We start from the raw sequence: 26,149 nt of genomic DNA, 5'->3' as shown, positions 1-26,149 counted from the left end.
CCCCGCCTCCTGTCTGACGCAACCGCGTCGCCTGTCTGTGCGGCCGTTATACTACTACGAGCGCCCCCCTCCCGTCCAGCGGGAGTTGCCGGGGGGCGGGGAATACGGTTGACGCGCCGGCTCCGCCCGCCTATCATAGAATCCTCGTCACCACCATCTGCTGGGAGGGTCGCGATGGCGTTTGTCTATCCGTTCAGGGGATACCGCTACAACCCGGAGAAGGTCCCGGATACCGGCCTCGTCTTCGCGGAGCCGTACGACAAGATCACGCCGGAACTGCAGGAGATCTACTACCGGCGGCATCCGCACCATATCGTGCGCTTCTCCAAAGGCGCCACCACGCCGCAGGACACGCCCGCCGACAACCAGTACACCCGTGCGCGCTCCTTCTTCGACCGGTGCGTCGCGGAACGCGTCCTGGTCCGCGACGAGCGGGAAGCGTTGTACGTCTACGCCCAGGAGTACTCGTTCGCGGGCGGCCCCGTCAAGACCCGGCGCGGCTTCATCGCCCTCGGCGGGCTGGAGGAGTTCAAGAAGGGCGGCGTGATGCCGCACGAACGCACCCTCGCGGGGCCCAAGGCGGACCGCCTCAACCTGATGCGCGCGACCGCGGTGCAGTCGGGCCTGATCTTCATGCTCTACTCCGACCCGGAGGGGGCGGTCGCCGGCGCCCTCGCCCGGAAGACCGGCGGCCCGCCCGACGTCGAGGCGCGCGACGACGACGGGGTGGTCCACCGGGTCTGGGTCGTGACCGATCCCGCGGTGCACCGCGAGGTGCAGTCGCTGATGGAGGCCAAGTCGCTCTTTATCGCCGACGGCCACCACCGCTACGAGACGGCGCTGAACTACCGGCGCGAGATGCGGGAGAAGGGGGTGCGGTGCCTGCCCGGCAACGAGAATTTCGACTCCCACATCATGGCGTTCGTCGCGATGGAGGACCCGGGGCTCACCGTCCTCCCCACGCACCGCCTGCTGCACCACCTCCCCCCCGACGAGCTCGCGGCCTTCCCCGCACGGCTCGCGCGCCTCTTCACCCTCGAGCGCTGCGGCGGGCTTGACGAACTGCTTGCGGGGATGAAAACCGACCGCCCCGGCGACCACCGCTTCGGACTCTACCTCGGCAAAACCTTCACCGTTCTCCGCCTCAACGACGAGGCGGCCGTCGCCGCGTCGATGCCGGCGGACGCCTCGGCGGACTGGAAGCGGCTCGACGTGAGCATCATCCACGCCGTCCTCGAAACGCTCCTCGGCATCGACAAGCGGAAACTGGAGGAGGAGGCGCACGTCTCCTACGAGCGGTACGCCGACGCCGCCGTGCGGGCGGTGGACACCGGCGCATTCCAGGCGGCGGTCTTTCTCAATCCGACGCGGGCCGAGGAGGTCGCCCGTGTCGCCGGGAACGGCGAGCGGATGCCGCAGAAGTCGACCGATTTCTATCCGAAGCTGTACACCGGGCTGGTGCTGAACGCGTTGAACCTGCCGCGATGACGCGGCCTGCATGAGGGGAGGAACGGGGATGAAGAAGGTGCTGATCTGTGATCCGGTGGCGAAGGAGGCGGTGGCGATCCTCAAGGGCGCGGGTCTCGAGGTGACCGAGAAGACCGGCCTCAAGGAGGACGATCTCGTCGGATGCATCGGCGACTACCACGCGGTCATCGTCCGGAGCGCGACCAAGATCACGCGCAAGGTCATCGAGGCGGGCGGGAAGCTGCAGGTCATCGCCCGCGGCGGCGTCGGCCTCGACAACATCGACGTCGCCTGCGCCAAGGAACGGGGCATCCCCGTGGTCAACACCCCCCGCGCATCCTCCGTCTCCGTCGCCGAGCTCGCGATCGGGCTGATCTTCGCCGTCGCCCGGAAGATCCCCGCCGCCGACGCCTCGGTCAAGGCGGGCAAGTGGGAGAAGAAGAAATTCGCGGGGACGGAGCTCTACGGCAAGCGGCTGGGCATCATCGGCATCGGCCGCATCGGGCAGGAGATGGCCGTCCGGGCCCTCGGCCTCGGGATGCGGGTGACCACCTGCGCCCGGACCAGCCGCTGCGCCCCTCTCGTCCAGGCGCCCCTGATGGACACCTGCGATCTCGAGACCACCTTGAGAGAGTCCGACATCATCTCCCTGCACCTCCCCAAGACGAAGGAATCGACGCACCTGATCGGGGAGAAGCAGTTCGCCATGATGAAGAAGGGCGTCATCATCATCAACTGCGCGCGCGGAGGGGTCGTGGACGAAGCGGCCCTCTACGAGGCGCTGCAGAGCGGCAAGGTGCGCGGCGCCGCCCTCGACGTCTTCGAGGTCGAGCCCCCCGCGCCCGACAACCCGCTCCTGAAGCTCGAGAACGTGGTCGCCACCCCGCACATCGGCGCCTCCACCGCCGAGGGCCAGTTCCGCGTGGGCACCGAGATCGCGGCGCTCGTGGTCGAGAAGCTGACGGCGTAAGACGCCTGCAAAGAGAGGGCGCGCACGATGAACAAGCCGCTTCAGGACGAACAGGGGCCGCTCGAGTTGGCGCTCAAACAGCTCGAGAACGCCGCCGGGAAGCTCGGGCTCGACCCGGACATCCACGAGAAGCTGAAGAAGCCGCAGCGAACCCTCATCGTCTCCGTGCCGATCCGGATGGACGACGGCCACACCAAGGTCTTCACCGGCTACCGTGTCCAGCACAGCATGGAGCGGGGGCCCTGCAAGGGCGGTATCCGCTACCACCCGCAGGTAGACCTGGACGAGATCACGGCGCTGGCGATGCTGATGACCTGGAAGTGCGCGCTCGTCAACATCCCGTACGGCGGCTCGAAGGGCGGCGTGGTCTGCGACCCGTCGAAGATGTCCGAGCGTGAGCTCGAGCACCTGACGCGGCGCTACACGAGCGAGATCGCGATCATCATCGGCCCCGACAGGGATATCCCCGCCCCCGACATGAACACGAACCCGAAGGTGATGAGCTGGATCATGGACACCTTCAGCATGAACCACGGCCACTCGGTCCCGGGCGTGGTCACGGGCAAGCCGATCTGCCTCGGGGGCTCCAAGGGGCGGATCGAGGCGACGGCGCGCGGGGTCTTCTACGTGACCGAGCAGGTCTGCCTCCATGCCGGAACGGAGCTCAGCCGCTGCTCGTTCGCGATTCAGGGGTTCGGGAACGTCGGCGCGCACTCCGTCCGGATCATCCACGAACACGGCGGGAAGATCGTCGCAGTGAGCGACGTGCACGGCGGCGTGCACGCCCCGGCCGGGCTCGACGTCCCGGCGCTGCTCCTGCACGCGGAGAGGACCGGGACGGTGAAGGGGTTCGCGGGGGGGAAGGCGCTCACCAACGCCCAGCTTCTCGAGACGCCGTGCGACATCCTCATCCCCGCCGCACTGGGGGGGCAGATCACCGAGGAGAACGCCGCGCGGGTGCGCGCCAAAATCATCGTCGAGGCGGCCAACGCCCCGATCAGCTCCGCGGGCGAGGCGGTCCTCCTGCGCCGCGGCATCACGGTGGTGCCCGACATCCTCGCCAACGCGGGCGGCGTCACCGTCTCCTACTTCGAGTGGGTGCAGAGTCTCCAGGAGTACTTCTGGACCGAGGAGGAGGTCAACGAGCGGCTTCGCCGGATCATGACGGGGGCGTTCGCCGAGACGGTGGAGATGATGGAGCGGCACAAGGTCGACATGCGCACGGCGGCGATGATGCTCGGGGTGAGCCGCGTGGCCGAGGCGGCCTGCTACCGGGGGCTGTGGCCCTGAACGCGGCTGCGCGTCTCTAGTATCTCGGTTCCGCGGCCGGAGAGAAGCGGCGGACGTCAGAGGGTTTCGAGCTTCGCCTCCATCGTCTCGGTGTCGAGCAGGGCGACCGTGGCGCGCCCGGTGATCCAGCCGCAGCACTCCCCCGGGTTCACCACGAGCGTTTTTCCCGTCCGCCGCACCACCACCTCGTGCGTGTGGCCGTAGACGATCACGTCGTAGGCCCCGCTCGCCTCCAGCGCCGCGAGCGCGTCCGGGGCGTGCATCAGAAGCAGTTTCCTCCCCCCCGCCTCCCCCTCCCAGCAGTGTTCATGGATCGTCGCGAACGGGGCGAAACGCTCCCTCAGGAACAGCTTGTCCCCGTCGTTGTTCCCGAAGACGGCCCGCATCCGCGCCGCGAGCCTCGAGAACTCCTTCGCGGTGATCGGGGAGATGATGTCGCCCGCATGCAGCACCAGCCCGACCGTTTCACGGTTGAACAGATCGACCGCCCGCCTGATCATCGGCATGTGCTCGTGCGAATCCGAGATCAGCCCGATCTTCATCGACGCCCCCTCTCCGCCCGCGCTTGTCTTTCAGGCGCCGATAGTATATCATCCTGGGATGCACCCCGCATTAGGCCCCGAAGGGACCCGTTGAACACGACATCGCTCACTGCATGGGACGCGGCCCGCACGCAGCTCGACTGTGCCGCGCGGATCCTCGATCTCGATCCGTACATCCACGAACGCCTCCGCCATCCCCAGCGCGAGCTCACCGTCTCCATCCCGATGCGGATGGACGACGGGACCCCGCGCGTCTTCACCGGCTACCGCGTCCAGCACAACCTCATCCGCGGTCCGGCGAAGGGGGGGATACGGTACCACCCCCGCGTCGACCTCGACGAGATGCGGGCGCTGGCGATGTGGATGACCTGGAAGTGCGCGGTGGTCAACATCCCCTACGGCGGGGCGAAGGGCGGCGTGGTCTGCGACCCGAAGACGATGTCGTCGCGGGAGCTCGAGCACCTGACGCGCCGCTACGCGACCGAGATCGGATCGTTCATCGGCCCCACGAAGGATATCCCCGCCCCCGACGTCTACACGGACGCGCAGATCATGGCCTGGTTCATGGACACCATCAGCATGACCGAGGGGTGGAGCGCCATCAGCTCGGTGACCGGGAAACCGATGGAGATCGGCGGGTCGCTCGGCCGCCAGGAGGCGACCGGGCGCGGGGTGATGCTCACCGCGGCGGAGGCGCTCAGGTACCGGGGGATCCCGCTGGAGGGGGCGCGCGTCGCGGTCCAGGGGTTCGGCAACGCGGGCTCGGTCTCGGCGAGGCTGCTCCACGAGGCGGACGCGAAGATCGTCGCCTTGTCGGACTCCAGGGGGGGCATCTTCAACCCCGACGGGCTCGACCCGCGCGCGGTCCTCCTGCACAAGCGGCAAACCGGTTCGGTGGTCGGCTTCCCCGGCGCCGACGCGGTCACGAACGCCGAGCTCCTCGAGCTCGACTGCGAGCTCCTCGTCCCCGCCGCCCTCGAGGGGCAGATCACCGCGGAGATCGCCCCGCGGATCCGCGCGCGCGTCATCGCGGAGGCGGCGAACGGCCCCACGACCCCCGAGGCGGACCCGATCCTTCACGACCTCGGGGTCTTCATCGTGCCGGACATCCTCGCCAACGCCGGCGGCGTCACCGTCTCCTACTTCGAGTGGGTGCAGAACCTGCAGGCGTACTTCTGGAGCGAGAACGAGGTGAACGAGCGTCTCCGCCTGATCATGGTCTCAAGTTTCAACGCGGTGTTGCGGGCGGCGGAGACCCATCGCGTGGACATGCGCACCGCGGCAATCGTCCTGGCGGTGGGGAAGGTCGGCAACGCCATGAGGATCCGCGGCCTCTGGCCGTAACGGCGGGGAGAGTCCGGCGATGCACACGATTCGGCAGCGCGACGCCGCGGTGCGGGAGCGCCGCTTCAGGCGCCTTCTCGCCACCCTCGGGAAGCGTCCCGGGGCCCTGATCCCGCTTCTCCAGCAGGCACAGGGGATCTTCGGCTTCCTCCCGGCCGCCGCGATGCGGCGCATCGCCCGGGCGCGGAGGATTTCGGCCGCGGAGGTCTACGGGGTCGCGACCTTCTACGGGCAGTTCCGTCTGAAACCCGCGGGGAGGCACCTGCTCACCGTCTGCCACGGCACTGCGTGCCATGTCGCGGGCGCGGAGAAGATCTCGGAGGCGGTCGAGCGTTTGTTGGGCGTGAAGGCCGGCGAGACGACCCCCGACGGGCGCCTCACCGTTCGCGACGCCGCGTGCCTGGGCTGCTGCAGCCTCTCCCCCGTCGTGATGCTGGACGACGCCGTCCACGGGAAGCTCTCCCCCGCCAAACTTCCCGCGTTGATCGAGAAGTGCCGATGAAGCCCCGGGTGCGGTTCAAGATCACCGTGGGGTTGAGCTCCTGCGGCATCGCCGCCGGAGCCGAGGCGGTTGCCAACGCCTTCCGCCGGGAGATCGTGGCGCGCGGCCTCGACGCCGCGGTCGAGATCACCGGCTGCGTCGGGATGTGCCACCGCGAGGTGCTCGCCGAGGTCGCCCCGGCGGGCGGGGGAACGTTCCTCTACGGCGACCTGACCGCGGACCGCGTCCCCCGCATCGCCCACGAGCACCTTGCCAACGGCGTCCCGGTCGGGGAATGGCTCGTGCTGCCGGAGGGGAGCGACCTTCGGTCCCTCCCCTACTTCGCGGGGCAGCGCAAAATCGTCCTGGCGAACTGCGGGTTCGTCGATCCCGAGAAGATCGGCGACTCGATCCGGCGGGGCGGCTACGCCGGTCTCGCCGCCGCCCTCGAAACGATCCGTCCGGACGACCTCATCCATCTCGTCGAGGAGTCGGGCCTCCGCGGGCGCGGCGGCGCGGGATTCCCGACGGCGAAAAAGTGGCGTGCCGCGCGCAACGCCCCGGGGACGGAGAAGTACCTCATCTGCAACGCGGACGAGGGGGACCCGGGGGCGTTCATGGACCGGAGCGTTCTCGAAAGCGACCCGCACACGGTCCTCGAGGGGATGGCGATCGCCGCCTACGCGATCGGGGCCTCCCGCGGAATCGTCTACGTGCGCGCGGAGTACCCGCTCGCGGTGAAGCGGCTCGCCATCGCCGTGCGGCAGGCCGAGCGGCGCGGCTTCCTCGGCGCCGACATCCTCGGATCCGGTTTCGATTTCACCGTCTCCCTGATGGAGGGGGCGGGGGCGTTCGTCTGCGGGGAGGAGACCGCGCTCATACGATCCATCCAGGGCGAACGCGGGATGCCGCGCCTCCGGCCGCCGTTCCCCCCGGAGCGGGGCCTCTGGGGGAAGCCGACCTGCATCAACAACGTCGAGACGCTCGCCGCCGTCCCCTGGATCGTCCGGCACGGCGCCGCCGCGTACGCCGCCGTCGGCACGGCGGGGAGCCGGGGGACGAAGGTCTTCGCCCTCGCCGGGAAGGTGAACCGGGGCGGGCTGGTCGAGGTCCCGATGGGGACCACGCTGCGGGAGATCGTCTTCGGCATCGGCGGCGGCGCGCCGGGGGGGCGGCCGGTCAAGGCGATCCAGATCGGCGGCCCGTCGGGCGGATGTCTGCCGGAGGCGCTCTTCGACACGCCGGTGGACTACGAGTCGCTGCAGGAGAGCGGGGCCATCATGGGCTCCGGCGGCATGATCGTCCTCGACGAGTCCAGCTGCATGGTGGAGATCGCCCGCTACTTCCTGTCGTTCACGCAGGCGGAGTCGTGCGGGAAATGCACCTTCTGCCGCATCGGGACGAAACGGATGCTCGAGATCCTCAATCGGATCGCGGGGGGGACGGGGCGGATGGAGGACCTCGACCTTCTCGAGGAGCTCGCGGGGAAGGTGAAGACCGCATCCCTCTGCGGCCTCGGGCAGACGGCCCCGAATCCGGTGCTCACGACGCTCCGCTTCTTCCGTTCGGAGTACGAGGCGCACATCCGTGACCGGCGCTGCCCGGCGAAGCGCTGCAAGGCGCTCATCCGCTACGAGATATCCGCCGAAACGTGCATCGGCTGCGGGGCGTGCCTCCGCTTGTGCCCGGCCAAGGCGATCGAGGGGGAACCGAAGAGGTTGCACCGGATAGACCCGGCGCGTTGCACGCGGTGCGGTCTCTGCGTCGAGGCGTGCAAATTTGGGGCGGTGGCGGCGGAGTGACGCGTATCGATCTCGGGTTTCGAATTTCGGATCTCAGATTTGAGATCTCAAATTTCAGAACGGGGACGCGATGCACCTTACGATCGACGGACGCGGGGTAACGGCGCGCCGGGGGGAGACGATCCTCGACGCCGCGAGGCGCGCGGGGGTCCATATCCCCACGCTCTGCCATGACCGCAAGCTCGAGCCGTACGCCTCCTGCTGGATCTGCGTCGTCAAGGTGAAGGGGGAGCGGCGCTTCCGCCCCGCCTGCTCCACCCCCGCCGTCGAGGGGATGGAGGTCGTCACCCTCGACGACGAGATCCGCGCCGCGCGCCGCCTCTGCCTCGAGCTCCTCCTCTCCGACCATTGCGGCGACTGCGTCCCCCCCTGCCGTCTCGCCTGCCCCGCCGGCTGCGACGCCCGCGGCTACCTCGGGTTCATCTCCCAACGGCGCTACGGCGACGCGCTGGCCCTCGTCCGCGAAACGGTCCCGCTGCCCGCGACGATCGGGAGGATCTGCCCCCACCCGTGCGAGGACGCGTGCCGGCGAAGCATCGTCGACGAGCCCGCCTCCATCTGCGCGCTCAAGCGCTTCGTCGCGGAACGGGCGGAGGAGGAGCCCCTCCCCTCCACGAAGCCCTCGACCGGGAGGCGGGTGGCCGTGGTCGGCTCGGGCCCGGCCGGCCTCTCCGCCGCCTGGTTCCTCCTCCTCGAGGGGCACGGCGTCACGATTTTCGAGGCGAGGCCGATGCCGGGGGGCATGCTCCGCTACGGGATCCCCGAGTACCGCCTCCCCAAGGCGGTGCTCGACGCCGAGATCGACGCAATCCGGCGCCTCGGCGCGGAGATCCGGTGCGGGGTCCGCGTCGGAGCGGAACACGGCATCCGCCTTCTCCTCGCCGGCGGCTACGACGCGGTCCTCGTCGCCGCGGGCGCCCAGCGCAGCCGCCCGATGGGCATCCCCGGCGAGGCGCTCCCCGGCGTCCTCGGCGGCGTCGATCTCCTCGCCGCGGTCGCGGGAGGCGCTTCGCCGGCGCTCGGTGACGAGGTCGTCGTGGTCGGCGGCGGCGACACGGCGATCGACGCGGCGCGGACGGCGCGGCGCCTCGGGGCGCGCCGCGTGACGATCGCCTACCGCCGTTCCCGCGAGGAGATGCCCGCCACGCCCGGCGAGATCGCCGCGGCCGAGGAGGAGGGGGTCGAGCTCCGGTTCCTCACCCTCCCCATCGCCATCAGGCAGGCGGGCGGGCGCCTCGAGATCGACTGCCGGCGGATGGCGCTCGGCCCCCCCGACGAGAGCGGCCGGCGGAGGCCGGTCCCCGTCGAGGGGGGGGTCCACACCCTCGCGGCCGACCGCGTCGTGATGGCCATCGGCCAGTCGGTCGACGCCTCCGTGCTGGACGGCTCGGAGATCGCCCCCGCCGCGAGCGGTCTCGTCCCGGCCGACGCGGGCACGTTCGAGACCGGGCTTCCGGGCGTCTTCGCCGCCGGGGACTGCGTCACCGGCCCCGACATCGCCATCGCCGCCGTCGCCGCGGGGCGCAGGGCCGCGTTCGCGATCGACGCGTGGCTCCGCACCGGCGCCGCCGCCGCCCTCCCCCCGCTGCGCAGCCCCGCGAGGAGGAACAACGAGGAGGTCGATCCAGGCGACTACGCCGACGAGCCGCGGGTCGGCAGGATGGGCGTCTGCCGCCCCGGCGCGCGCGAAAGGACGGCGGATTTTCGCGAGGTGGAGGCGACCGCCCCGGAGGAGGACGCGGTCCGCGAGGCGTACCGCTGCCTTTCGTGCGGCTGCGAACGGGCGGACGACTGCACCCTGCGCGACCTCGCGCGCGACTACGGGGTCGAGCAGAACCGCTTCGGCTCCCCCCCCAAGCGCTGGCAGATCGACGACCGCCACCCGTGGATCGTGCGCGATCCCGACAAGTGCATCAAGTGCGCGCGCTGCATCCGCGTCTGCATCGAGGTGCAGGGGATCGGCGCGTGGGGGTACGTCGGGAGGGGGCTGGGGATGCAGGTCGCCCCGCCGTTCGACGGCCCGCTCCAGGATACGGACTGCGAGACCTGCGGGCAGTGCCTGACCGCCTGCCCGACCGGCGCGCTCGTGGCGCGGCGCGCCGCCGTCCGCGTTCCGGCGCCGTCGGCGCCGACGGAGACGACGTGCGGGCGGTGCGGCGACGGCTGCCGCGTGGCGGTGCGCACCGCGGGGAACCTGATCGACTCGGTCCGGCCCGCGGACGACGAAAACCTTTGCGAGAAGGGGCGGTTCGGCTGCGGCGGGCTCTCAAGCGGGGAGAGGATCCTCTCCCCATTCCTCGGGCGCGGCGCATCTTCCCGCCCGGCGGCGTGGCGCGAGGCGGCGGAGGCGGCGCGCGCGGGACTGGGCGGGGTGGAACCGCGGCGCATCGCCGTTTTCGTCTCCCCGCGCATCACCAACGAGGAGGCGTTCGAGGCCCAGCGCCTTGCCCGCGCGGTCCTGAACACGAACAACCTCTACCCCGCCGCGGGGGCGATCTTCACGCCGCAGCTGTTCCGCGAACTCGGGCGCGTCGTCTCGCCGTGGGGCCCCGTCGAGATCGAGAAGAGCGACGCCATCGCCGTGGTGGGGGCCTCCCTCGTCGACTCGAACCGCGTCGCCGCCCTCTCCGTCGTCGCGGCGAGGAGGCGTGCGGCGCGGATCATCGTCGTCGGGAGGGAACAGACGAAGCTCGATCGGATCGCGGCGGAGAACGTCCGCGTGCCGCCGGACCGCTTCGCCGCGTACGGCGCGCGGCTCGCCTCGTTATTCCGCGGCGCGAAGCGTCCCGCGATCGTCTTCACCCGCGACGCCCTCCCCGCCGCGACGCTGCGGGCGCTGCACCGGCTCGCGGCGCGGACGGGCGCCGGGATCGTGTCGCTCTGCGCGGAGGCGAACGGCCAGGGACTCCTCGATGCCGGGGTGTCGCCGTTCGTCCTCCCGGGGCAGAGGCCCATCGCGGCCCCCCGCGCGCGGCGCCTCGTCGAAAGGGAGTCGGGCATCCGCGTTCCGCCGCGGCCCGGAATGGGCCGCGCGGCGCTGCTGGCGGCGATGCGGCGGGGGCGGATCCGCGCGGCGCTCTTCCTCGGGGGGGCCGTTCCCGACGAAGACCGGGAACTCGCCAAGGCCCTCCGCGGCGTCCCGTTCGTGCTGATGCAGGCGCTCGAGCGTTCCCCGCTCACCCGCCGCGCGCACCTGCTTCTCCCCGCGGCCTCCTGGGCGGAGAGCCGCGGGACGTTCACCCGCTGCGACGGGACGGCGCTGCCCGTCCGCCCCGTTCTCCCCCCGCTCTGCGGCTACACCAACGCCGAGATCTGGCGCCTCCTCTTCGCTCACGCCCCCGCGGCCGGCTGATCCGTCGCCGGATATCGTCGGCGCCTCGAGGCGGAATCGGCGGGCCGGCGCCGCGGAGGGTGCCGCCGCTGGCCCCCGGCGGCCCGGCTTCACGGCGCCCTGCGGAATCAAACCGCGTTGCCCTCCGCCGACGATCGCCGTGACCAGCCCCTGGCAGGGCCCTCCGCCGTGGCGCGCGGAAACGGGTTCTGGCGGTCTTCGCGCGCGCCCGCCTCTGCCTCCGGCACGCACCGTCGGGCGCCGGCCCGCGGCCCGATCCGGCCGGCGCGGAGGGAGGGCCGCCCGCGTCTCGCTCGAACCGCCGTCGTCGCGCAGGGCATCCGTTGTCGATCAACGGTCGGGTCCCACCACGCGCAGATCCGCGTAGCGTGCCAGCTCGGAGAGCATTGCCTCCTTGATGCGTTGCAGCGACAGCTCCCCCGACAGATCGTTACGTTCCGCCGGATCCTCATCCAGATTAAACAGCTCGACCGCACCCGCGGCAACCGTCACGATCAGCTTCCATGGCCCGACGATGACCGATCGCTGTTTCGCGTCCACCGAGACTATCGGGCGGCATGCGGGCAGAGCCCCCCCCGCAACGGCAGGCACGAGACTGATCCCCTCGAGATCGTCCGGGGGAGGCACCCCCGCCAATTCCAGTGCGGTCGGAGCCAGATCCAGGAGACTGACGTTCTGCGCCACGCAGACGGGTTCGACCCCGGGGATATGCACCGCGAGCGGCACATGAATCAGGGAATGGTACACATACTGGGTATGCGTCATCACGCCGTGCTCGCCGAGCCCCTGCCCATGGTCCGAGAAAAGGACGACGGTCGTGGTCGTGTCGATCCCGTTGGCCTTCAACGCGCCGAGTATCCGGCATACCTCGGCGTCCGCCCGGGAGAGCAGGTAGTCGTATTTGTCCCGCGCGGCCATGGAGGTCCCATACACGGACCGGTCGAGATACGGCCACTCGTGGAGGTCCATGAGATGGACCCAGATGAAGAATTTCTCGTTTCTGTGCGCGTCGATCTCCTTGACCGCCGCCGCGCTTATATCGCCGTCCATGAGGCCGCCGGTCCAGTGTTTGTCGAATCTCCCCCGCTCGGTCAACCGCAGATGCTCGAACCCGCGATGCAGGTACCCGATCCTCTTGCCCCCCCCCATCGCCGGATTGAGTATGGCCACCGTGGAATAGCCCGCGTCTTTCAACCTCTCCGCGAGAGAGGGATGCGGCGCGTCCCCCTCCCAGGGGTCAAAACGGGACGCCATCAGCCGGGGGATCGAGATGGGGGTGAACGAGGCGGCGGCGAAACACCGGGTAAAAAACACGGATCGGTCCCTGAGCGCCGCCATGCAGGGGATGATCTTCCGTGCCGTCGTCTCGTCGATCAGTCTGTCTGCGCGCATCGCATCCACGGAGATGAAGAGCATGTTGTAGCGGGAGGTCTTTTCCGTCAACTCTTGTATCCGTTTCTGCAACGGCGGATCCCTCGGAACCGCCGTGCGGTGGTGAAATTGTCCCGCGCCCGCTCCGGCGCCCATGCCCAAAGGCACCCTCCGCGGGTCCAGATCATCGGGATCCCCCCCGCCGAGCACGGGCGAGAATCCGTCTCTGTCGATGTCCCAGACACGACGGATCGCCTGCGCCGCCTTGCGGTGATAGTACGGCTTGCCCCAGGCAAAGACGCGTTGCGAATTGCCGCGCAGGAACAGAGGGAATACCGCGCACTGAGACAGCAGGATAAGGATCGCCAACCGCCCCACCGGGAGGGGACGGACCCGCCGAAGCCGTCTCGCCACGGCCCCGCGCACCGGTTCGACGGTCAGATGGAGAGCCTGCAGCACCACGAATGCGCCCAGCGCTGCGGTCATATGAAGATACTGATACAGGTCGGGATAGACAAACAGATCGCAGTAGAGTATCGCGCCGCCCGCCGCGCAGAGCGCAACAGAGATGCCCAGGCGACCGAAGGAGAAGGCCTGTGCCCCCGGGGCATTCCATCGCTGCCTGCACGCAAGCCCCCAGGCGACGACCCCCCCGATCATGGCCCCAAGAACCGCCGGGGCGATCCAGCGCGGACCGGTCCACCATCTCGAGATCCTGGGGCCGGCCAACAACGTCAGGGAGACGGGCGCGACAAGAAGAAGTGAGACACATCCCACGACTGCGCCGCTGAAGACAATGCCGGCCCGCGCACGGGAGAGGTTCAATCTGCGCGCGCACAGAAGGGGGATATTCAACAGCGCCCACTCCACGCACGCGAGTATGAGCCCGCAGAGAAGCAGGACCGCGAGAGCGCCGGCAGGATAGAGCGGGTGCGGGAGGATCCGACTGCTCCGCAGCATGATCGCGAGGTCGGCGAGCCAGAGGATCGTCGCCGCGAAAAGGCCTGCGCGCAGAAGCGCGCGGAGGGATACCGGTGCCACGGGGGAACTCATCTTCGCGCTTTCCAGGTCGGACCTCGCGGGGCGCCCTGCGTTACCCTCCGCCGATGATCATCAGGACCTTGAGGCGGCAGCCCGGGGAGAGCACGGAGGAAGGGCTCGCCTTGTCCCCGTCGATGTAGTAGACGAGCAGATCCACGTGGGAGGGGGAATAGCCGAGCGTTTCGACCATCAGCTGCCCGACGGTCGTCTTCTCCCGGATCTCGACGTCGACCGGCCCCTGCCCCAGCGGCTTCCTCATCGCCCCGAGCATCTCCAGCGAGATCTTCACCGATCCCTCCTCGCGTCGGGCCTGAATCAGCGGCGGTGCAGCGCCATGAAGACCTTTTCGGGGGTATAGGGTGGCGTGCGGAGGCGGAGGCCGACGGCGTCGAAGATGGCGTTGGAGATGGCGGGCATCGGGCCGTTGATGTTCACCTCCGCGATCGACTTGGCGCCGAACGGACCGGTGGGCTCGTAGGTGGGGACGAGGAAGGTGCGTATCTCGGGCAGGTCGCGGGTGAACCAGACGCCGTAGGTGCCGAAGGACGGATTCAGCAGGCGGCCGTTGCCGTCGTAGATGTAGCGCTCGGAGAGGGCATAGCTGATCCCGTTCAGGAGGGCGCCCTCGACCTGTCCCTCGGCCAGGAGCGGGTTTATGGCGACCCCGCAGTCGGTCGCGGTGACGTAGCGCACGACCCGCACCTTCCCGGTCTCGGTGTCCACCTCGACCTCTGCGACGTGCGCCGCGAACGGCGGCGGGGACTGGTCGGAGAACGCCGAGGCGAAGGCGGCGATCTGGTGCTGGTCGTGCTCGTAGAGCGCGCGCGCCCCGACGCGGGCGAGCGTCACCGCGCCCTTCGTCCCGACCGCCTCCCCCCCCTCGAGCCGTATCCCCTCCGCCGCCTCGCCGAGCAGCTCCGCCGCCACGACGCGGATCTGCGCGGCCACCTGCTCCGCGCACCGTTTCGCGGACATCCCGGAGAGGTAGGTGGTGGAGGAGGCGTAGGCCCCGACGTCGAACGGGGTGAGGTCGGTGTCCGAGGAGTAGACGATGACGTCGCCGATTCCCACGCCGAGCACCTCGGCCGCGATCTTGGCCATCATCGTGTCGGAGCCGGTCCCGATGTCGGTCGCCCCGCAGAGGAGGTTGAACGAGCCGTCCTCGTTCATCTTGATCGAGCAGGACGCCATGTCGATCTTCGGGATGGAGGATCCCTGCATCATCACCGCCATCCCGAGGCCGCGCCGCAGGCGGCCCGTCCCGGGCCTCCCGCGTTTGTGCGCCCAGCCGCTCTCGCGCACGACGATGTCGATGCAGTCCGAGAGCCCGCAGGAGTTGATGGTCATCGGATGCCCCTCGGCCCCCTCCCCCAGCGCGGCGAAGACCGGCGACCCCTCCCCCTCCCGGATGTGGAGTCTGCGGTACAGGTCGGGAGGGTCCAGTGCGATGAGACGGGCCATCTCGTCCATCTGGATGTTCACGGCGAGGCCCGACTGCGTGCCGCCGTACCCGCGGTACGCCCCGCCCTGGGAGAGGTTCGTGTAGACCGACCAGGCGTTGAAGCGGACGTTCGGACAGCGGAAGAGCGGGAGGATCTTCGATCCGGTGTTCGTGAGCACGGTGAGGCCGTGCGTCCCGTACGGCCCCGCGTTCTGGAGGGCGGTCATCTCGACGGCGGTGAGCGTCCCGTCCCGTTTGATCCCCGTCTTGAGCGTCGTGAGGCACTGGTGCCTCGTGCGCGAGGAGGCGAAGACCTCCGCGCGGGTGAGCTGGAGGCGCACCGGGCGCCCCGTCGCGAGGGCGAGCGCCGCGGCGAGCGGCTCGGTGACGATGTCCTGCTTGGAGCCGAACCCGCCGCCTATGCGCGGCTTGATGACCCTGATCCGCTTGACCGGCAGGTCGAGGGCGCGCGCCACGATGCGGCGGACGTGGAACGGCACCTGCGTGGAGGAGATGATGACGAGGCGGTTGTCGGGATCGAGGTAGCTGATGCTGATGTGCGGCTCGTTGGCGACGTGCTGCGCGTAGTGGTTCTCGTATTCGTTTTCAACGACGAAATCCGCCTCCGCGAAGCCCGCGGCCATGTCGCCGATGGTGACGTCGGCCCGTCCGCAGAGGTTCTTCTTCGGGTCCATCTCGACCGGGATGGGGATGAGCCATTCCGGCTCGTCGTGGATGATCGGGGCGCCCTCCTTCATCGAGTCGCGCGGGTCGAGAATCGCGGGGAGCGGCTCGTAGTCGACCTCGATGAGCCGGAGCGCCGCCTCCGCGATCGCCGTCGTCTCCGCCGCGACCACGGCGACCTCGTCGCCGACGAAGCGGACCTTGCGGTCGAGGATGAACTTGTCGTAGGGGGACGGCTCCGGGCACCCCTGCCCCGCCTCGGTGACGATGACGCGCGGGACGTCCTCCCAGGTGAGGACCGCCTTCACCCCGGGGAGGCGGCGCGCCCGCGAGGCGTCGATGGACCTGACGCGGGCGTGCGGATGCGGGCTCCTCAGCACCTTGGCCGAGAGCATCCCGGGCAGGTCGTAGTCGTCCGTGAAGAGGGCCCGCCCGGTGACGAGCCCGATGCCGTCCACGCGGCGGCGGTCCTTGTTGACCTCGTTGAAGTTCCTCTCCCGGCTCATCGGCGTGCCCCCCGGCGGCGCGCGCCGCCCTTCCCCGCCGCCAGCCGCCTCGCGGCGAGCTTCACGGCGTTCACGATCTTCACGTACCCGGTGCAGCGGCAGTAGTTTCCGTCGAGCCCCCCCCGGATGCGCGCCTCGTCCGGCGACGGGTCCTTGTCGAGGAGCGACTTGGCGGAGAGGATGAATCCGGGCGTGCAGTAGCCGCACTGCACGGCGCCGGCGTCGAGGAACGCCTCCTGGATCGGGTGGAGCCGGTCCACGCTCCCGATCCCCTCGATCGTCGTGATCTTCCTTCCCTCGACGAGCCCGGCGAGCAGAAGACAGGAGTTGACCGGTTCCCCGTCCAGGAGCACGGTGCAGGCCCCGCAGAACCCCTGCCCGCAGCCGAACTTCGCCCCCTTGTACCCTTCGCGCCGGAGGACGTCGAGCAGCACCTCCCCCGGCTCCGCGTCCACCGTCTTCAAGACCCCGTTTATGGAGAACTCCATCTTCATCTCAGCGTCCCTTGCCCTTCCCGCCCCTCGCCGCGGCGAAGGCCCTCTCCAGCGCCCTCCGCCCCACCACCGCCGCGAGGCGCTTCTTGTACTCCCCGCTCACCCTGATGTCCTTGATCGCGCCCGTCTCCTCCACCGCCTCCGCGGCCGCCGTGCCGATACGCGCGGGCGACGGGGCCAGCCCCTCAAGGACCGCCGCCGCCCTCTCTGAAACGCGCGGAAGGAGCCGGAGCCCCCCGAGGGCGAGGCGCGCCGACCGGCACCGTCCCGCGCGGTCGAGCGTGACGACCGCCGCGGCGGAGACGAGGGCGAAGGTGTTCTCCGTCTCGCTGAACTTCTCGAACGCCGCGCCGGTGCGGGGCGGCGGCGCGGGGATGGCGATTTTCTCGAGGAACTCCGAGGGGCGAAGCAGGAGGGCCGGCTGCGACTCGTAGAAGCGGGCGGCGGAGAGGCGGCGCGCGCCGTTCTCCCCCCGCAGCGTGAAAACGGCGCCCGCGGCGGCGTAGACGACGGGCAGGTCGGACCAGATGAAGAGCCGTATCGCGTTGCCGCCGACGGTGATCAGGTTCCGGTTGGGCGTCGCGGCGATTTTGGCGGCCGTCTCCGCGAGGAGACCGCCGAGGAACCTTTGCGCGGGCGCCGAGGCCGCCAGCTTCGCCACGGTGACGAGCGTTCCGAGGCTGAGTCCGTTCCGGTCGACGGCGACGGCGTCGAGGCCGAGCGCGCGGAGACTGGCGAGCTCGGTCACCTTCGGGGGCACGGAGAACGAAAACGAGATCCCGCCGCCGACGGGGGCCACCCTCCCCCTCCCCTTCTTCAAGAGCGCACTGAGTTCCCCGGCGTTCCGGGGGTAATGGATCTTCCGTATCTTCGCCTGCACGCAATCCCCTCCCCTTTGCACGAGCGCCACGTCGCGCGCGGATGTGGAAGCGTAGCACACGGGCGCCTCTCGTTCAAGCGGGCTGATTGCGGGCTGATTGCGTGCGGGCCGATTGCACGGCGACGGGTCTGACGGCCGTGTGCCCGCGGGCGGTCAGCCGGCGTTGAGCGGGCGGCGCGCGGCGGCGGCCCGGGCGAGAAACCGGCGGAGGGCTTCGCGGTCCCGGCGGCGAAGGGCCGTTTTCAACAGGGAGAGCTGCCGCTCGACGCGATCGACGAGGCGCAGGATCTCGCGGGGGTTGTCCGCCGCGATCTCCGCCCAGATCCCGGGATCGCCCGCGGCGACCCGCGTGGTGTCGCGGAAACCGCTCCCCGCGTAGTCGAGGACGGGCCTCTCGCCGCCGCGCATCCCGGCGGAGGCGTTGACGAGGGCGGCGGCGACGAGGTGTGGCAGGTGACTGACGGCGGCGACGACGCGGTCGTGCGCCGCGGGGCTCATCACGCAGACGCGCGCCCCGAGGGCCTCCCAGAACGCGGCGGTGTTCTCCATGGCGGCGGGATCCGTGCCGCGGACCGGCGTGAGGATGCACGGGGCCCCCTCGAACAGGTCCGCGCGGGATGCCTCCATCCCGCTCCGTTCCGAGCCCGCGATCGGATGCGCGCCGACGAAGCGCACGTCCCGGCCGAGGGCCTTCTGCGTCCGCCCGATGACGAGGCGCTTGCAGCTCCCGACGTCGGTGACGACGCACCCCGCGGGGAGATGGGGGCGCACCCGTTCCGCGACCGCGGCGGTGGCGCCCAGCGTGACGGCGAGGACGACCATCTCCGCCCCCCGGACCGCCTCGGCGGGGTCGCGCGTGGCGACATCGACAACGCCCATGCGCGTCGCCGTGCGGACGGAACCGGGCCTCCGCACCAGGCCGCAGACCTCGCGGGCGAGCCGTCTCTCCCGGGCCGCGAGACCGATCGAGCCGCCGATGAGGCCGAGACCGCAGATGGCGAGCTTCTTCACCCCCCGTCCCCCCGTGGTCAACGCCCCCCGGCGCATCCCGATGCGGCGGCGGGGCGGAGGTGCGCGAGGATCTCGGTTCCCTTTTCGAGCCCGCGCACGGATACGGCGGCGCCCCCGGGTGTTACGAGCCGGCTTGTTTCGGCGTCATCCAGGATGAGCGTCACGGGCCTCCCGCCCGCCTCGGCCTTCACCCGCAGCAGCGGCCCCTTCTCGATCCTCACCCTTCCGATGATCGCCCGTTGCGCCGAGCCGTCGTGGGCGACGACGAGCGCCTCCTCGTGCGCCGCGACTTCGGAGAGGGGCTTCGTGGCGCCGCCGGGCAACAAGACGCAGGCGCGCGCGCCGCCCGCGTCGATCCTGAACGGGTACAGGCCGGCGGAGGCGCGCTCGGCGCTTTGGGAGTGGACGAGGAGCAACGCGCCGCCTGACTCCCCGGCGAGCAGCCCCGCCCCCAGCCTCAGGGCCGCGCAGGTGTCGACGCAGACCCGGTCCCCCGTCCCGCACCGCTCCACGCCGGTCACCCGCGCGGTCACGAGCTCGACCCTCTCGCCGACCCGGCGCGCCTCCCTGACCGTCTCCCGGATCTGCGCCGGGTCGGCGGCATGGAGGACGATCCCGTCCACCCCCTTCTCGAGGATCCGCACGGCGGTCAGGGCCTCGTCGAGGTTCTTCACCTCGGCGAAGAGGCCGCGCGTCTGGGCGATGAGGTTCTCGAGGGGGATGATCGTCCAGTCGGCGCACCGGACCACAACGGTCTTGGCTCTGCTCAGCCGCAGCGCCTCCTCCTCGTCCGCCTTCCCCCCGATCTCCACCTCGACGACGTCCTCGCCGATCCTCAGGTCCCCGTCGGGCGCGACGGTTTGGATGCGGCCCAGCCTCCTCACCTCCGCCGTCCTCCCCTCCTCCACGACCACGGCGTCGGCGCCGCTCTCGATCGCGGCGGCCACCGCCGCCGCGTCCCACGGAACCGCCTTGACCCAGACCTTCTTCACGACACCCTCGTGCATGCGGCGGGGATCATCGCTGTTTCAGGAACTCCAGCGCCTTCTCGGCGTCCCAATGCTGGTGCGTCATCCTGCCGATCGCCTGCACGATGCGGATCGGGTCCTTGTGCTGGAACGCGTTCCTGCCGATCGAGACGCCGGCGGCGCCGGCCTTCAGCGCCCCTTCGACCATCGCGAGCAGATCCCTGTCGGTCTCCATCTTCTCCCCGCCCGCGATGACGACCGGGACCGGGCACCCCTCGACGACCTCCCGGAACGTCTCCGGGCTTCCGGTGTAGACCACCTTCACGATGTCGGCGCCGAGCTCCGCACCGACGCGGGCGGCCTGCTTCACATGCTTGACGTCGAACTGGTTTTTGATCTTCTCCCCGCGCGTGTACATCATCGCCACGAGCGGCATCCCCCATTCGCGGCACGCTTTCGAGATGACGCCCGTGTCGCGGATCATCGCCGTGTCCATCACGTCGCCGAGGTTCACGTGCACGCTCACCGCGTCCGCGCCGAGGCGGACCGCCTCCTCGACGGTGCAGACGAGGACCTTCGTGTTCGGGTACGGGCTCAGCGAGGTGGACGCCGAGAGGTGGACGATGAGCCCCACGTCCTTCCCCCCGCCGCGGTGCCCCGCCTCGACCATCCCCTTGTGGAGCAGGATGGCATTCGCGCCCCCCTCGACCATCTTGTTGATCGTCTCCTTGATGTCGCCGATCCCGGGGATGGGGCCCAACGTCATCCCGTGGTCCATCGGGACGATGACCGTCCGCCTGCTCGCCCGGTTGATGGTGCGCTCCAGCCGTATCGCCTTGCCTATCATCCGACCCTCCCTGCCCTGTTCCGGTTCAATCCGCCGGGTTTGCCCGCGCGCCGCGGGCGGCGGTTCCGTTTCGTCTCCTCCGCGCAGGCGCACGGGAGCCGCGGTTTCGCCCTCGGGTACGAGCCGAGGTGCTCCACGAACAGACACTGCCGCTCCAGCTCCCGCAGCGCCTCTGCCACCTTCTTCTGCGCCACGTGCCCCTCCAGATCGATGAAGAAGTAGTACTCCCACGCCTTCCTCTTCGAGGGGCGCGACTCGATCTTGGTCAGGTTGATCGCGTGCCTCCTGAACGGGTAGAGCATCCGGTGGAGCGCCCCCACCCGGTCGGAGATCGAGACCAGGATGGAGGTCTTGTCGTCCCCGCTCGGCCCCGCGGAGGCGCGGCCGATCACGAGGAAGCGCGTCTCGTTTCTGCCGCTGTCCTCGATGCCGCGGGCCGCGATCCTCAGCCCGTACAGCTCCGCGGCGAGCTCGCTGGCGATCGCCGCGGCGCCGGGCTCCCCGGCCGCGCGCTCCGCCGCCCGGGCGGTCGAGGAACAGTCGATCAGCTCCACCGACGGGCAATTCTCCCGGATCCAGGCGCGGCACTGCCCGAAGACCTCGGCCTTCGAGTAGATTGTTGTGATCTCCCGCGGCGCGCAGGATGCCATCAGGCAGTGCGAGATGTCGAGGTAGATCTCCGCGCAGATCTTCGCCCGGGAATCCGCGAACATGTCGAGGGTGTGCGTCACGGCGCCCTCGTTGGAGTTCTCGATCGGCACGACCCCGTAGTCCGCCGCGCCCCGCTCGACCTCGCCGAAGATATCCGTGATGCTCGCCGCCGGGGCGTAGTCGACGGAACCGCCGAACTTGTTCCTCGCCGCCAGGTGCGTGAACGTCGCCTCCGGGCCGAGGTAGGCGACCACCAGCTTCTTCTCGATGGCGAGCGAGGCCGACATGATCTCGCGGTAGATCGCCCGGAGCGAGCCGGCCGGAAGCGGCCCGCCGCTCATCCCCTCCACCTTCTCGTAGACCGCCTTCTCGCGCTCGGGGGCGTAGATCTCCCGGTTCGTGTCGCGCTTGATCCGGCCGATCTCGTGAGCGCAGGAGGCCCGCTCATTGATCAGGGCCACGATCCTGCGGTCCAGCGCGTCGATCTTCTTCCTCAGATCGTCGATCTTCATGCGTCCTCCGCGTCCCTCCCGGCGCCCCAGGGGAGGCCGCGCCTTCCCGTTGCGGCGCCCGATCATGCGAGCCCCTGCCGCTCCGCGGGGGGGGCGGGCCCGGCCGGCGCCTCCGCCGCGATCGCGCGCTTCAGCTCCTCTATCTCCGGAAGATCCTTGATGGTGCGGAGCCCGAAATGCTCCAGGAACCTCTTGGTGGTCCCGAACAGGTGCGGCTTCCCGATCGCCTGCTTGCGCCCCTTCGTCTCGACCAGTCCCCGGTCCATCAGGTTCTCGAGCACCCCGTCGATGTTGACCCCGCGGATCGCCTCGATCTCGGCCTTCGTGATCGGCTGGCGGTAGGCGACGATGGCCAGCGTCTCGAGGGCGGGCGCAGAGAGCTTCCGCCGCGACGGCGCCGCCCGGAGACGCGAGATCCAGTCTCCGTACTCGGGGAGCGTCTGGAGACGGTAGCCGCCGGCGATCTCGGCGATGGTGAAGCTCCTCCCGCCCTTCCGGTAGTCGTCCCGCAACTCCTCGATCAGCGCGCGTATCGTTCCGTCGCCCTGCGGAAGCGAGACGGCGAGGATCTCCCGTATCTCGGACGGCTTGACCGGCTCGCTGCCGGCGAAGAGCAGCGCCTCCACGATGGCCTTGACGTTGTTCGCCTCTTCCCCCATCTCGCGTCTCCCGTCTGGGATCTGCCGTGCCTCAGGCCGCGCAGATCTCTATCTCCGCGAACGGCGCAGGCTGGTGCGCCTGTATCTTCTTGAGCCGTATCAGCTCAAGCAGCGCCAGGAACGTCACCACCACCTCCGTCCGGATGCGCGCATCCTTGAACAGCTCGCTGAATTTCAGCACCGGCCGGACGCCGAGGAGGGCGGTGATGGCGGCGATCTTGTCGGTCACCGTGTACAGCTCCTCGGCGATCTCCCGCGGGTCTCCGGTGCAGCGCTTCAGCACGTCCGAGAAGGCGCTGATCAGGTCGAAGATGCTCACCTCCACGAGCGGGCTGTCCGAGGGGCCGGGGAGAAACGTCCGGTCCACGTAGCGCGCGAAGACCGACTGCTGCTCCTGTTCCTTCCAGGAGAGGAAGCCCGCCGCCTCCTTGAAGCGCTTGTACTCGAGGAGCTGCTTGACGAGCGCGCCGCGAGGGTCCTCCTCCTCGACCGCCTCCTCGACCGGGCGCTCCTCGGGCGGGAGCAGCATCCGCGACTTGATCTGCAGCAGCGTCGCCGCCATCACGAGAAACTCGCTCGCGATGTCGAGGTCGAGCATCCGCATCAGGTCGAGGTAGCCGATGTACTGGTCGGCGATCGTGACGATCGGGATGTCGCGGATGTCGACCTCCTCGCGCCGTATCAGGTAGAGGAGCAGGTCGAGGGGGCCCTCGAAGACGTCGAGCGCCACCTTGCAGTCCCGCATATCCTGCAGCGCGCGGAGGCGCTCCGCCCCCGCGGCGGACCGGTCCGCATCCGCGGCGGCGCTCAGCGGAGGAGCCCCATCCTCCCCTTCACGTCCCGCATCGTCTCCCGCGCGATCGTCCTGCATCTCTCCGCCCCCTCGTCGAGCACCCGGCGCACCGCCGCCGGATCGTTGCGCAACGCCTCGTACCGCTCCCGGATCGGCGCGAGCTCCCGCGCGATATTCTCCGCCAGCAGCCGTTTGCACTCGAGACAGCCGATCCCCGCGGTGCGGCACCCCTCCGCCACCCGCGCCCGCTGCGCCGGCGTCGAGAAGAACGCGTGCAGCGAGAAGATGTTGCACGCCTCGGGGGTCCCCGGGTCCGTGCGGCGCTTCCTGGCGGGATCGGTCACCGCCGTCGAGAGCTTTTTCCAGATCTCCTCCGGCGTTTCGTTGATCGCGATGTAGTTGTCCAGCGTCTTGCTCATCTTGGCCGCCCCGTCGAGGCCCGCGACGCGGGGGGCCGTTCCGACCAGCGTCCGGGGCTCCGGGAACGTCTCCCCGTAGAGACGGTTGAACTTCCGCGCGACGTCCCGCGTGAGCTCGAGGTGCTGCGACTGGTCCTCCCCGACGGGGACGATCCCGGCCTTGTAGAGGAGGATGTCCGCCGCCTGGAGCACCGGGTAGCCGAGGAGCCCCATGTTGATCTGCTCGTGGAACTGCGCCGACTTGTCCTTGTACTGGGTCATCCGCTCGAGGTACGCGACCGGGGTCACCGTGTTGAAATACCAGGCGAGCTCGGTGTGCTCCGGGACGTCCGACTGGACGAAAATCGCGCACCGCGCCGGATCGACCCCGCACGCCAGGTACCCGACGGCGGCGTCGAATATCCGCGCCTGCATCCCCGCGGGCTCGTACGGCACCGTGATCGCGTGCTGGTCCACGATGCAGAAGATGCACTCGTGGTCGTCGAGCAGGGCGACCCAGGTCTTGATCGCGCCGAGGTAGTTGCCGATGTGCAGCACACCGGTCGGCTGTATGCCGCTGAAGACGCGCGTGTTCACCCTTCTCCCCCCTGTGATCGTGAAGTCTATCAGTTCGTTTGAGCGGTGTCAAACGCCTCCCCCGCCGCGGCGCGCCGGATACGCCTTCCCCCGCGGGCGTTCAGATGATATCCTTGGGCGTGCCTCCGGCGGGGAAAGCCGCGGCGGGCGATCTGGGGGAGGATGCGGGAGATGTCGGGAAGGGAACGCGCCCTGATCGTGGACAGGCGGGGGACGTCCGCGGAGACGCTGATGGAGGTCTGCCGCCGCATCGGCCTCGTGGCGGCGGAGGTTCGTTCCTGGTCCGAAGCGCGGGCTGAGTTGGGCGCGCGCTACCACGACCTCGTCATCCTCTGCCTCGATCCAGGCGGGCGGCCCGGCGTCGAGATGATACGCGAGATCAGGGAGATGGGACTGGACTCGTGCATCATCATCACCGCCACGCCCGGCCGATTCAGGACCATCGTCTCCTGCCTCGTCCAGGGCGCCTACGACACGATCCTGACGCCGATCCGGGGGGAGTGGGCGGAGATCGTCATCAGGAGGGCGATCGAGCGCCGCCGGTACTACGCGGGGGCCCGGATGAAGGACCATTACCGGCGGCTCTCCATCTTCGACGAGCTCACCCGCATCCACAACCACCGCTACTTTCACCAGGCGCTGGCGCGGGGGATCAGCGCGGCGGCGAGGTACGGGTACCCGTTCTCCCTGCTCCTCATGGACCTCGACGGATTCAAGGACTACAACGACGCCCACGGGCACCTCGCCGGCGACGAGGCCCTCCGCGCCATGGGCTCCCTTCTCGGCAGGTCCATCCGGGCGGGCGACATCGCCGCGCGCTACGGGGGGGAGGAGTTCGCCCTCCTCCTCTCCCATACCAACAAGAAGCGCGCGATCGCCGTCGCGGAGCGCCTCCGCGCGGCGACGGAGGAACTGCACCGCAGCCGCGCCGGCAGGCGGATGCCCGCCCCCGTGACCATCAGCATAGGGGTGGCCGCGTTTCCCGACGACGGCCGCACGAGGGACGTCCTGGTGCTCAAGGCGGACAAGGCGCTCTACCGCGCCAAGCGCGCCGGGAAGAACCGGGTCCGCTGAGGGGCGCCGCGTCGCGCCCTGTTCAGGAGAGCACGCGGAAGCCGTCGAATTCGTTTCGGTACGGCTCCTCGTCCGCGTGGAACTCGTCGACCACGGCGTCGGGGGGCCCGTGCCGGAACCAGCCGGTTATGGAGTCCACGTCCGGCTCCTCGCCCTCGACGACCGCCTCGACGCGGCCGTCGGGGGTGTTGCGGACCCAGCCGGAGACGCCCGCGCGCGCCGCTTCCCGCGCCGCGTAGTACCGGAAGCAGACACCCTGCACGACGCCGCCGACCCGGATCCGCATCCTCTTCATCGCCCGTGCCCCGTCCGGTGACTGTATCAGCTTCGAGGGGCCGACGCAAGGAGAAGCAGGAGAATCGGCTCCCCCGCCCCGCGGCTTTCCCCGGCGGAATCGAAATCCTCGGGGATTCCCGGAATCCTCCGGGGACAATCACCCCGCCCTCCTCCCATCCCCCTCCCCCGAGTCTGGGTGCAGAGGGAGGGTCAGGGGGGGGGAGCCAGCCCCATGAGACGGCAAGGAAAGGATGTCGCACGCGTCTTGGGGCGATCTCCTGGAATCCCGGCCCCCCCCCCCAGGGGACGCACAAGGCGCCAGCCCCTTTGCGAACGACGCCGCGGTGTTCCGCCGCTACCCCTTGAAGATGAAAAAGACCGCCCCGAGGAGGCAGCACCCCGCCCAGAGGTAGTTGAGCCGCATCTCCTGGCCCATGTAGAAGAGGGAGAACGGGACGAAGACGGAGAGCGTGATCACCTCCTGCACTATCTTGAGCTGCGCCAGGGAAAGCGTGCCGTAGCCGATCCTGTTGGCGGGGACCTGCAGGAGGTACTCGAAGAGCGCCACGCCCCAGCTCAGGAGGGCGGCGATGAACCAGGCCCGGTTGTTCAGGTTCCGCAAATGGGCGTACCAGGCAAACGTCATGAAGATATTGGAGAGCATCAGGAGGACGACGGTCTTCACGAGCACGGACATA

Annotated in this window: 23 protein-coding genes; 8 read left to right on the top strand and 15 right to left on the bottom strand. The window is 69.8% G+C overall.

Features of this window, described 5'->3' with window-relative positions:
* The first annotated feature begins 174 nt into the window (after positions 1-174).
* Genes GXY35_04875 through GXY35_04865 form a run of 3 tightly spaced genes read left to right on the top strand, consistent with a single transcriptional unit; the run spans position 175 to position 3,727 of the window.
* The gene (locus tag GXY35_04875) at positions 175-1,488 is read left to right on the top strand and encodes a DUF1015 domain-containing protein (GenBank protein NLW93918.1); all 1,314 of its coding nucleotides are present in this window, start codon (positions 175-177) and stop codon (positions 1,486-1,488) included.
* A 28-nt stretch (positions 1,489-1,516) separates the two neighbouring features.
* Positions 1,517-2,437, top strand: coding sequence for a hydroxyacid dehydrogenase (locus GXY35_04870; protein NLW93917.1), 921 nt, complete (start codon positions 1,517-1,519; stop codon positions 2,435-2,437).
* A gap of 27 nt (positions 2,438-2,464) precedes the next feature.
* Positions 2,465-3,727, top strand: a complete 1,263-nt coding sequence (locus GXY35_04865; protein ID NLW93916.1) for a Glu/Leu/Phe/Val dehydrogenase — start codon at positions 2,465-2,467, stop codon at positions 3,725-3,727.
* 56 nt (positions 3,728-3,783) lie between these two features.
* Here the strand turns inward: GXY35_04865 and GXY35_04860 are convergent, their stop codons facing one another.
* Positions 3,784-4,233 (bottom strand): metallophosphoesterase, encoded by a 450-nt coding sequence (locus GXY35_04860; protein NLW93915.1) that lies wholly within the window; start codon positions 4,231-4,233, stop codon positions 3,784-3,786.
* Here GXY35_04860 and GXY35_04855 point away from each other — a divergent pair.
* The 4 genes from GXY35_04855 (at position 4,171) to GXY35_04840 (ending at position 11,248) form a co-directional block, all read left to right on the top strand.
* Positions 4,171-5,613 (top strand): Glu/Leu/Phe/Val dehydrogenase, encoded by a 1,443-nt coding sequence (locus GXY35_04855; protein ID NLW93914.1) that lies wholly within the window; start codon positions 4,171-4,173, stop codon positions 5,611-5,613. The genes GXY35_04860 and GXY35_04855 overlap by 63 nt on opposite strands.
* Positions 5,614-5,632: 19 nt before the next feature.
* Positions 5,633-6,115 carry an NADH-quinone oxidoreductase subunit NuoE gene (gene nuoE / locus GXY35_04850; protein NLW93913.1) on the top strand — a complete coding sequence of 161 codons (483 nt, stop codon included), beginning with the start codon at positions 5,633-5,635 and terminating at the stop codon, positions 6,113-6,115.
* Positions 6,112-7,896 (top strand): NADH-quinone oxidoreductase subunit NuoF, encoded by a 1,785-nt coding sequence (locus GXY35_04845; GenBank protein ID NLW93912.1) that lies wholly within the window; start codon positions 6,112-6,114, stop codon positions 7,894-7,896. The genes nuoE and GXY35_04845 overlap by 4 nt, the downstream gene beginning before the upstream one ends.
* A gap of 70 nt (positions 7,897-7,966) precedes the next feature.
* Positions 7,967-11,248, top strand: a complete 3,282-nt coding sequence (locus GXY35_04840; protein ID NLW93911.1) for an FAD-dependent oxidoreductase — start codon at positions 7,967-7,969, stop codon at positions 11,246-11,248.
* Positions 11,249-11,578: 330 nt separating this feature from the next.
* Here GXY35_04840 and GXY35_04835 read toward each other — a convergent pair whose 3' ends face one another.
* The 12 genes from GXY35_04835 to trpS all read right to left on the bottom strand — a co-directional run bounded on the left by GXY35_04835 (position 11,579) and on the right by trpS (position 24,101).
* Positions 11,579-13,660, bottom strand: coding sequence for a sulfatase-like hydrolase/transferase (locus GXY35_04835; GenBank protein NLW93910.1), 2,082 nt, complete (start codon positions 13,658-13,660; stop codon positions 11,579-11,581).
* 52 nt (positions 13,661-13,712) lie between these two features.
* On the bottom strand, positions 13,713-13,949 hold the full coding sequence (locus GXY35_04830; protein NLW93909.1) for a hypothetical protein: 237 nt from the start codon (positions 13,947-13,949) through the stop codon (positions 13,713-13,715).
* Positions 13,950-13,975: 26 nt separating this feature from the next.
* Entirely contained in the window at positions 13,976-16,291 is a 2,316-nt protein-coding gene (locus GXY35_04825; protein NLW93908.1) for a molybdopterin-dependent oxidoreductase, read from the bottom strand.
* Positions 16,288-16,785 (bottom strand): (2Fe-2S)-binding protein, encoded by a 498-nt coding sequence (locus GXY35_04820; protein ID NLW93907.1) that lies wholly within the window; start codon positions 16,783-16,785, stop codon positions 16,288-16,290. The genes GXY35_04825 and GXY35_04820 overlap by 4 nt, the downstream gene beginning before the upstream one ends.
* Position 16,786: 1 nt before the next feature.
* Positions 16,787-17,665, bottom strand: coding sequence for a hypothetical protein (locus GXY35_04815; protein ID NLW93906.1), 879 nt, complete (start codon positions 17,663-17,665; stop codon positions 16,787-16,789).
* Between the two features lie 153 nt (positions 17,666-17,818).
* Entirely contained in the window at positions 17,819-18,676 is an 858-nt protein-coding gene (locus GXY35_04810) for a prephenate dehydrogenase/arogenate dehydrogenase family protein (protein NLW93905.1), read from the bottom strand.
* 17 nt (positions 18,677-18,693) lie between these two features.
* Positions 18,694-19,668 carry a 3-dehydroquinate synthase II gene (locus GXY35_04805; GenBank protein NLW93904.1) on the bottom strand — a complete coding sequence of 325 codons (975 nt, stop codon included), beginning with the start codon at positions 19,666-19,668 and terminating at the stop codon, positions 18,694-18,696.
* A 25-nt stretch (positions 19,669-19,693) separates the two neighbouring features.
* Positions 19,694-20,491 carry a class I fructose-bisphosphate aldolase family protein gene (locus tag GXY35_04800; GenBank protein NLW93903.1) on the bottom strand — a complete coding sequence of 266 codons (798 nt, stop codon included), beginning with the start codon at positions 20,489-20,491 and terminating at the stop codon, positions 19,694-19,696.
* Positions 20,488-21,654, bottom strand: coding sequence for a prephenate dehydratase (gene pheA / locus GXY35_04795; GenBank protein NLW93902.1), 1,167 nt, complete (start codon positions 21,652-21,654; stop codon positions 20,488-20,490). The genes GXY35_04800 and pheA overlap by 4 nt, the downstream gene beginning before the upstream one ends.
* A gap of 62 nt (positions 21,655-21,716) precedes the next feature.
* Positions 21,717-22,313: an SMC-Scp complex subunit ScpB gene (gene scpB / locus GXY35_04790; protein ID NLW93901.1), complete on the bottom strand. Its 597-nt coding sequence runs from the start codon at positions 22,311-22,313 to the stop codon at positions 21,717-21,719.
* 31 nt (positions 22,314-22,344) lie between these two features.
* On the bottom strand, positions 22,345-23,058 hold the full coding sequence (locus GXY35_04785) for a segregation/condensation protein A (protein ID NLW93900.1): 714 nt from the start codon (positions 23,056-23,058) through the stop codon (positions 22,345-22,347).
* Between the two features lie 62 nt (positions 23,059-23,120).
* Complete coding sequence (trpS, locus tag GXY35_04780; GenBank protein ID NLW93899.1) at positions 23,121-24,101, bottom strand: tryptophan--tRNA ligase; 981 nt, start codon at positions 24,099-24,101, stop codon at positions 23,121-23,123.
* A gap of 171 nt (positions 24,102-24,272) precedes the next feature.
* Between trpS and GXY35_04775 the strand changes: the two genes are divergently transcribed.
* On the top strand, positions 24,273-25,175 hold the full coding sequence (locus tag GXY35_04775) for a diguanylate cyclase (GenBank protein ID NLW93898.1): 903 nt from the start codon (positions 24,273-24,275) through the stop codon (positions 25,173-25,175).
* A 22-nt stretch (positions 25,176-25,197) separates the two neighbouring features.
* Here the strand turns inward: GXY35_04775 and GXY35_04770 are convergent, their stop codons facing one another.
* Together GXY35_04770 and GXY35_04765 are read right to left on the bottom strand one after the other, a co-directional pair.
* The gene (locus tag GXY35_04770) at positions 25,198-25,470 is read right to left on the bottom strand and encodes an acylphosphatase (GenBank protein NLW93897.1); all 273 of its coding nucleotides are present in this window, start codon (positions 25,468-25,470) and stop codon (positions 25,198-25,200) included.
* 336 nt (positions 25,471-25,806) lie between these two features.
* Positions 25,807-26,136 carry a DMT family protein gene (locus GXY35_04765; protein NLW93896.1) on the bottom strand — a complete coding sequence of 110 codons (330 nt, stop codon included), beginning with the start codon at positions 26,134-26,136 and terminating at the stop codon, positions 25,807-25,809.
* Between the last annotated feature and the right edge of the window lie 13 nt (positions 26,137-26,149).

The sequence above is a fragment of the Chlamydiota bacterium genome (assembly GCA_012729785.1).
In the GTDB taxonomy this organism is placed as follows: domain Bacteria; phylum Auribacterota; class Tritonobacteria; order UBA1439; family UBA1439; genus UBA1439.
Note: the sequence above shows the minus strand (reverse complement) of the source record. Positions and strands in the feature narration are given on the sequence as shown.

Excerpts from the sequence above, each read along its gene's own strand:
- GXY35_04875 (NLW93918.1), top strand. The coding sequence starts at position 175 with ATGGCGTTTGTCTATCCGTTCAGGGGATACCGCTACAACCCGGAGAAG.
- GXY35_04870 (NLW93917.1), top strand. The coding sequence starts at position 1,517 with ATGAAGAAGGTGCTGATCTGTGATCCGGTGGCGAAGGAGGCGGTGGCG.
- GXY35_04865 (NLW93916.1), top strand. The coding sequence starts at position 2,465 with ATGAACAAGCCGCTTCAGGACGAACAGGGGCCGCTCGAGTTGGCGCTC.
- GXY35_04855 (NLW93914.1), top strand. The coding sequence starts at position 4,171 with ATGCAGCACCAGCCCGACCGTTTCACGGTTGAACAGATCGACCGCCCG.
- GXY35_04860 (NLW93915.1), bottom strand. The coding sequence starts at position 4,233 with ATGCCGATGATCAGGCGGGCGGTCGATCTGTTCAACCGTGAAACGGTC.
- nuoE (NLW93913.1), top strand. The coding sequence starts at position 5,633 with ATGCACACGATTCGGCAGCGCGACGCCGCGGTGCGGGAGCGCCGCTTC.
- GXY35_04845 (NLW93912.1), top strand. The coding sequence starts at position 6,112 with ATGAAGCCCCGGGTGCGGTTCAAGATCACCGTGGGGTTGAGCTCCTGC.
- GXY35_04840 (NLW93911.1), top strand. The coding sequence starts at position 7,967 with ATGCACCTTACGATCGACGGACGCGGGGTAACGGCGCGCCGGGGGGAG.
- GXY35_04825 (NLW93908.1), bottom strand. The coding sequence starts at position 16,291 with ATGAGCCGGGAGAGGAACTTCAACGAGGTCAACAAGGACCGCCGCCGC.
- GXY35_04820 (NLW93907.1), bottom strand. The coding sequence starts at position 16,785 with ATGAAGATGGAGTTCTCCATAAACGGGGTCTTGAAGACGGTGGACGCG.
- GXY35_04800 (NLW93903.1), bottom strand. The coding sequence starts at position 20,491 with ATGATAGGCAAGGCGATACGGCTGGAGCGCACCATCAACCGGGCGAGC.
- pheA (NLW93902.1), bottom strand. The coding sequence starts at position 21,654 with ATGAAGATCGACGATCTGAGGAAGAAGATCGACGCGCTGGACCGCAGG.
- scpB (NLW93901.1), bottom strand. The coding sequence starts at position 22,313 with ATGGGGGAAGAGGCGAACAACGTCAAGGCCATCGTGGAGGCGCTGCTC.
- GXY35_04785 (NLW93900.1), bottom strand. The coding sequence starts at position 23,058 with ATGCGGGACTGCAAGGTGGCGCTCGACGTCTTCGAGGGCCCCCTCGAC.
- GXY35_04775 (NLW93898.1), top strand. The coding sequence starts at position 24,273 with ATGTCGGGAAGGGAACGCGCCCTGATCGTGGACAGGCGGGGGACGTCC.
- GXY35_04770 (NLW93897.1), bottom strand. The coding sequence starts at position 25,470 with ATGAAGAGGATGCGGATCCGGGTCGGCGGCGTCGTGCAGGGTGTCTGC.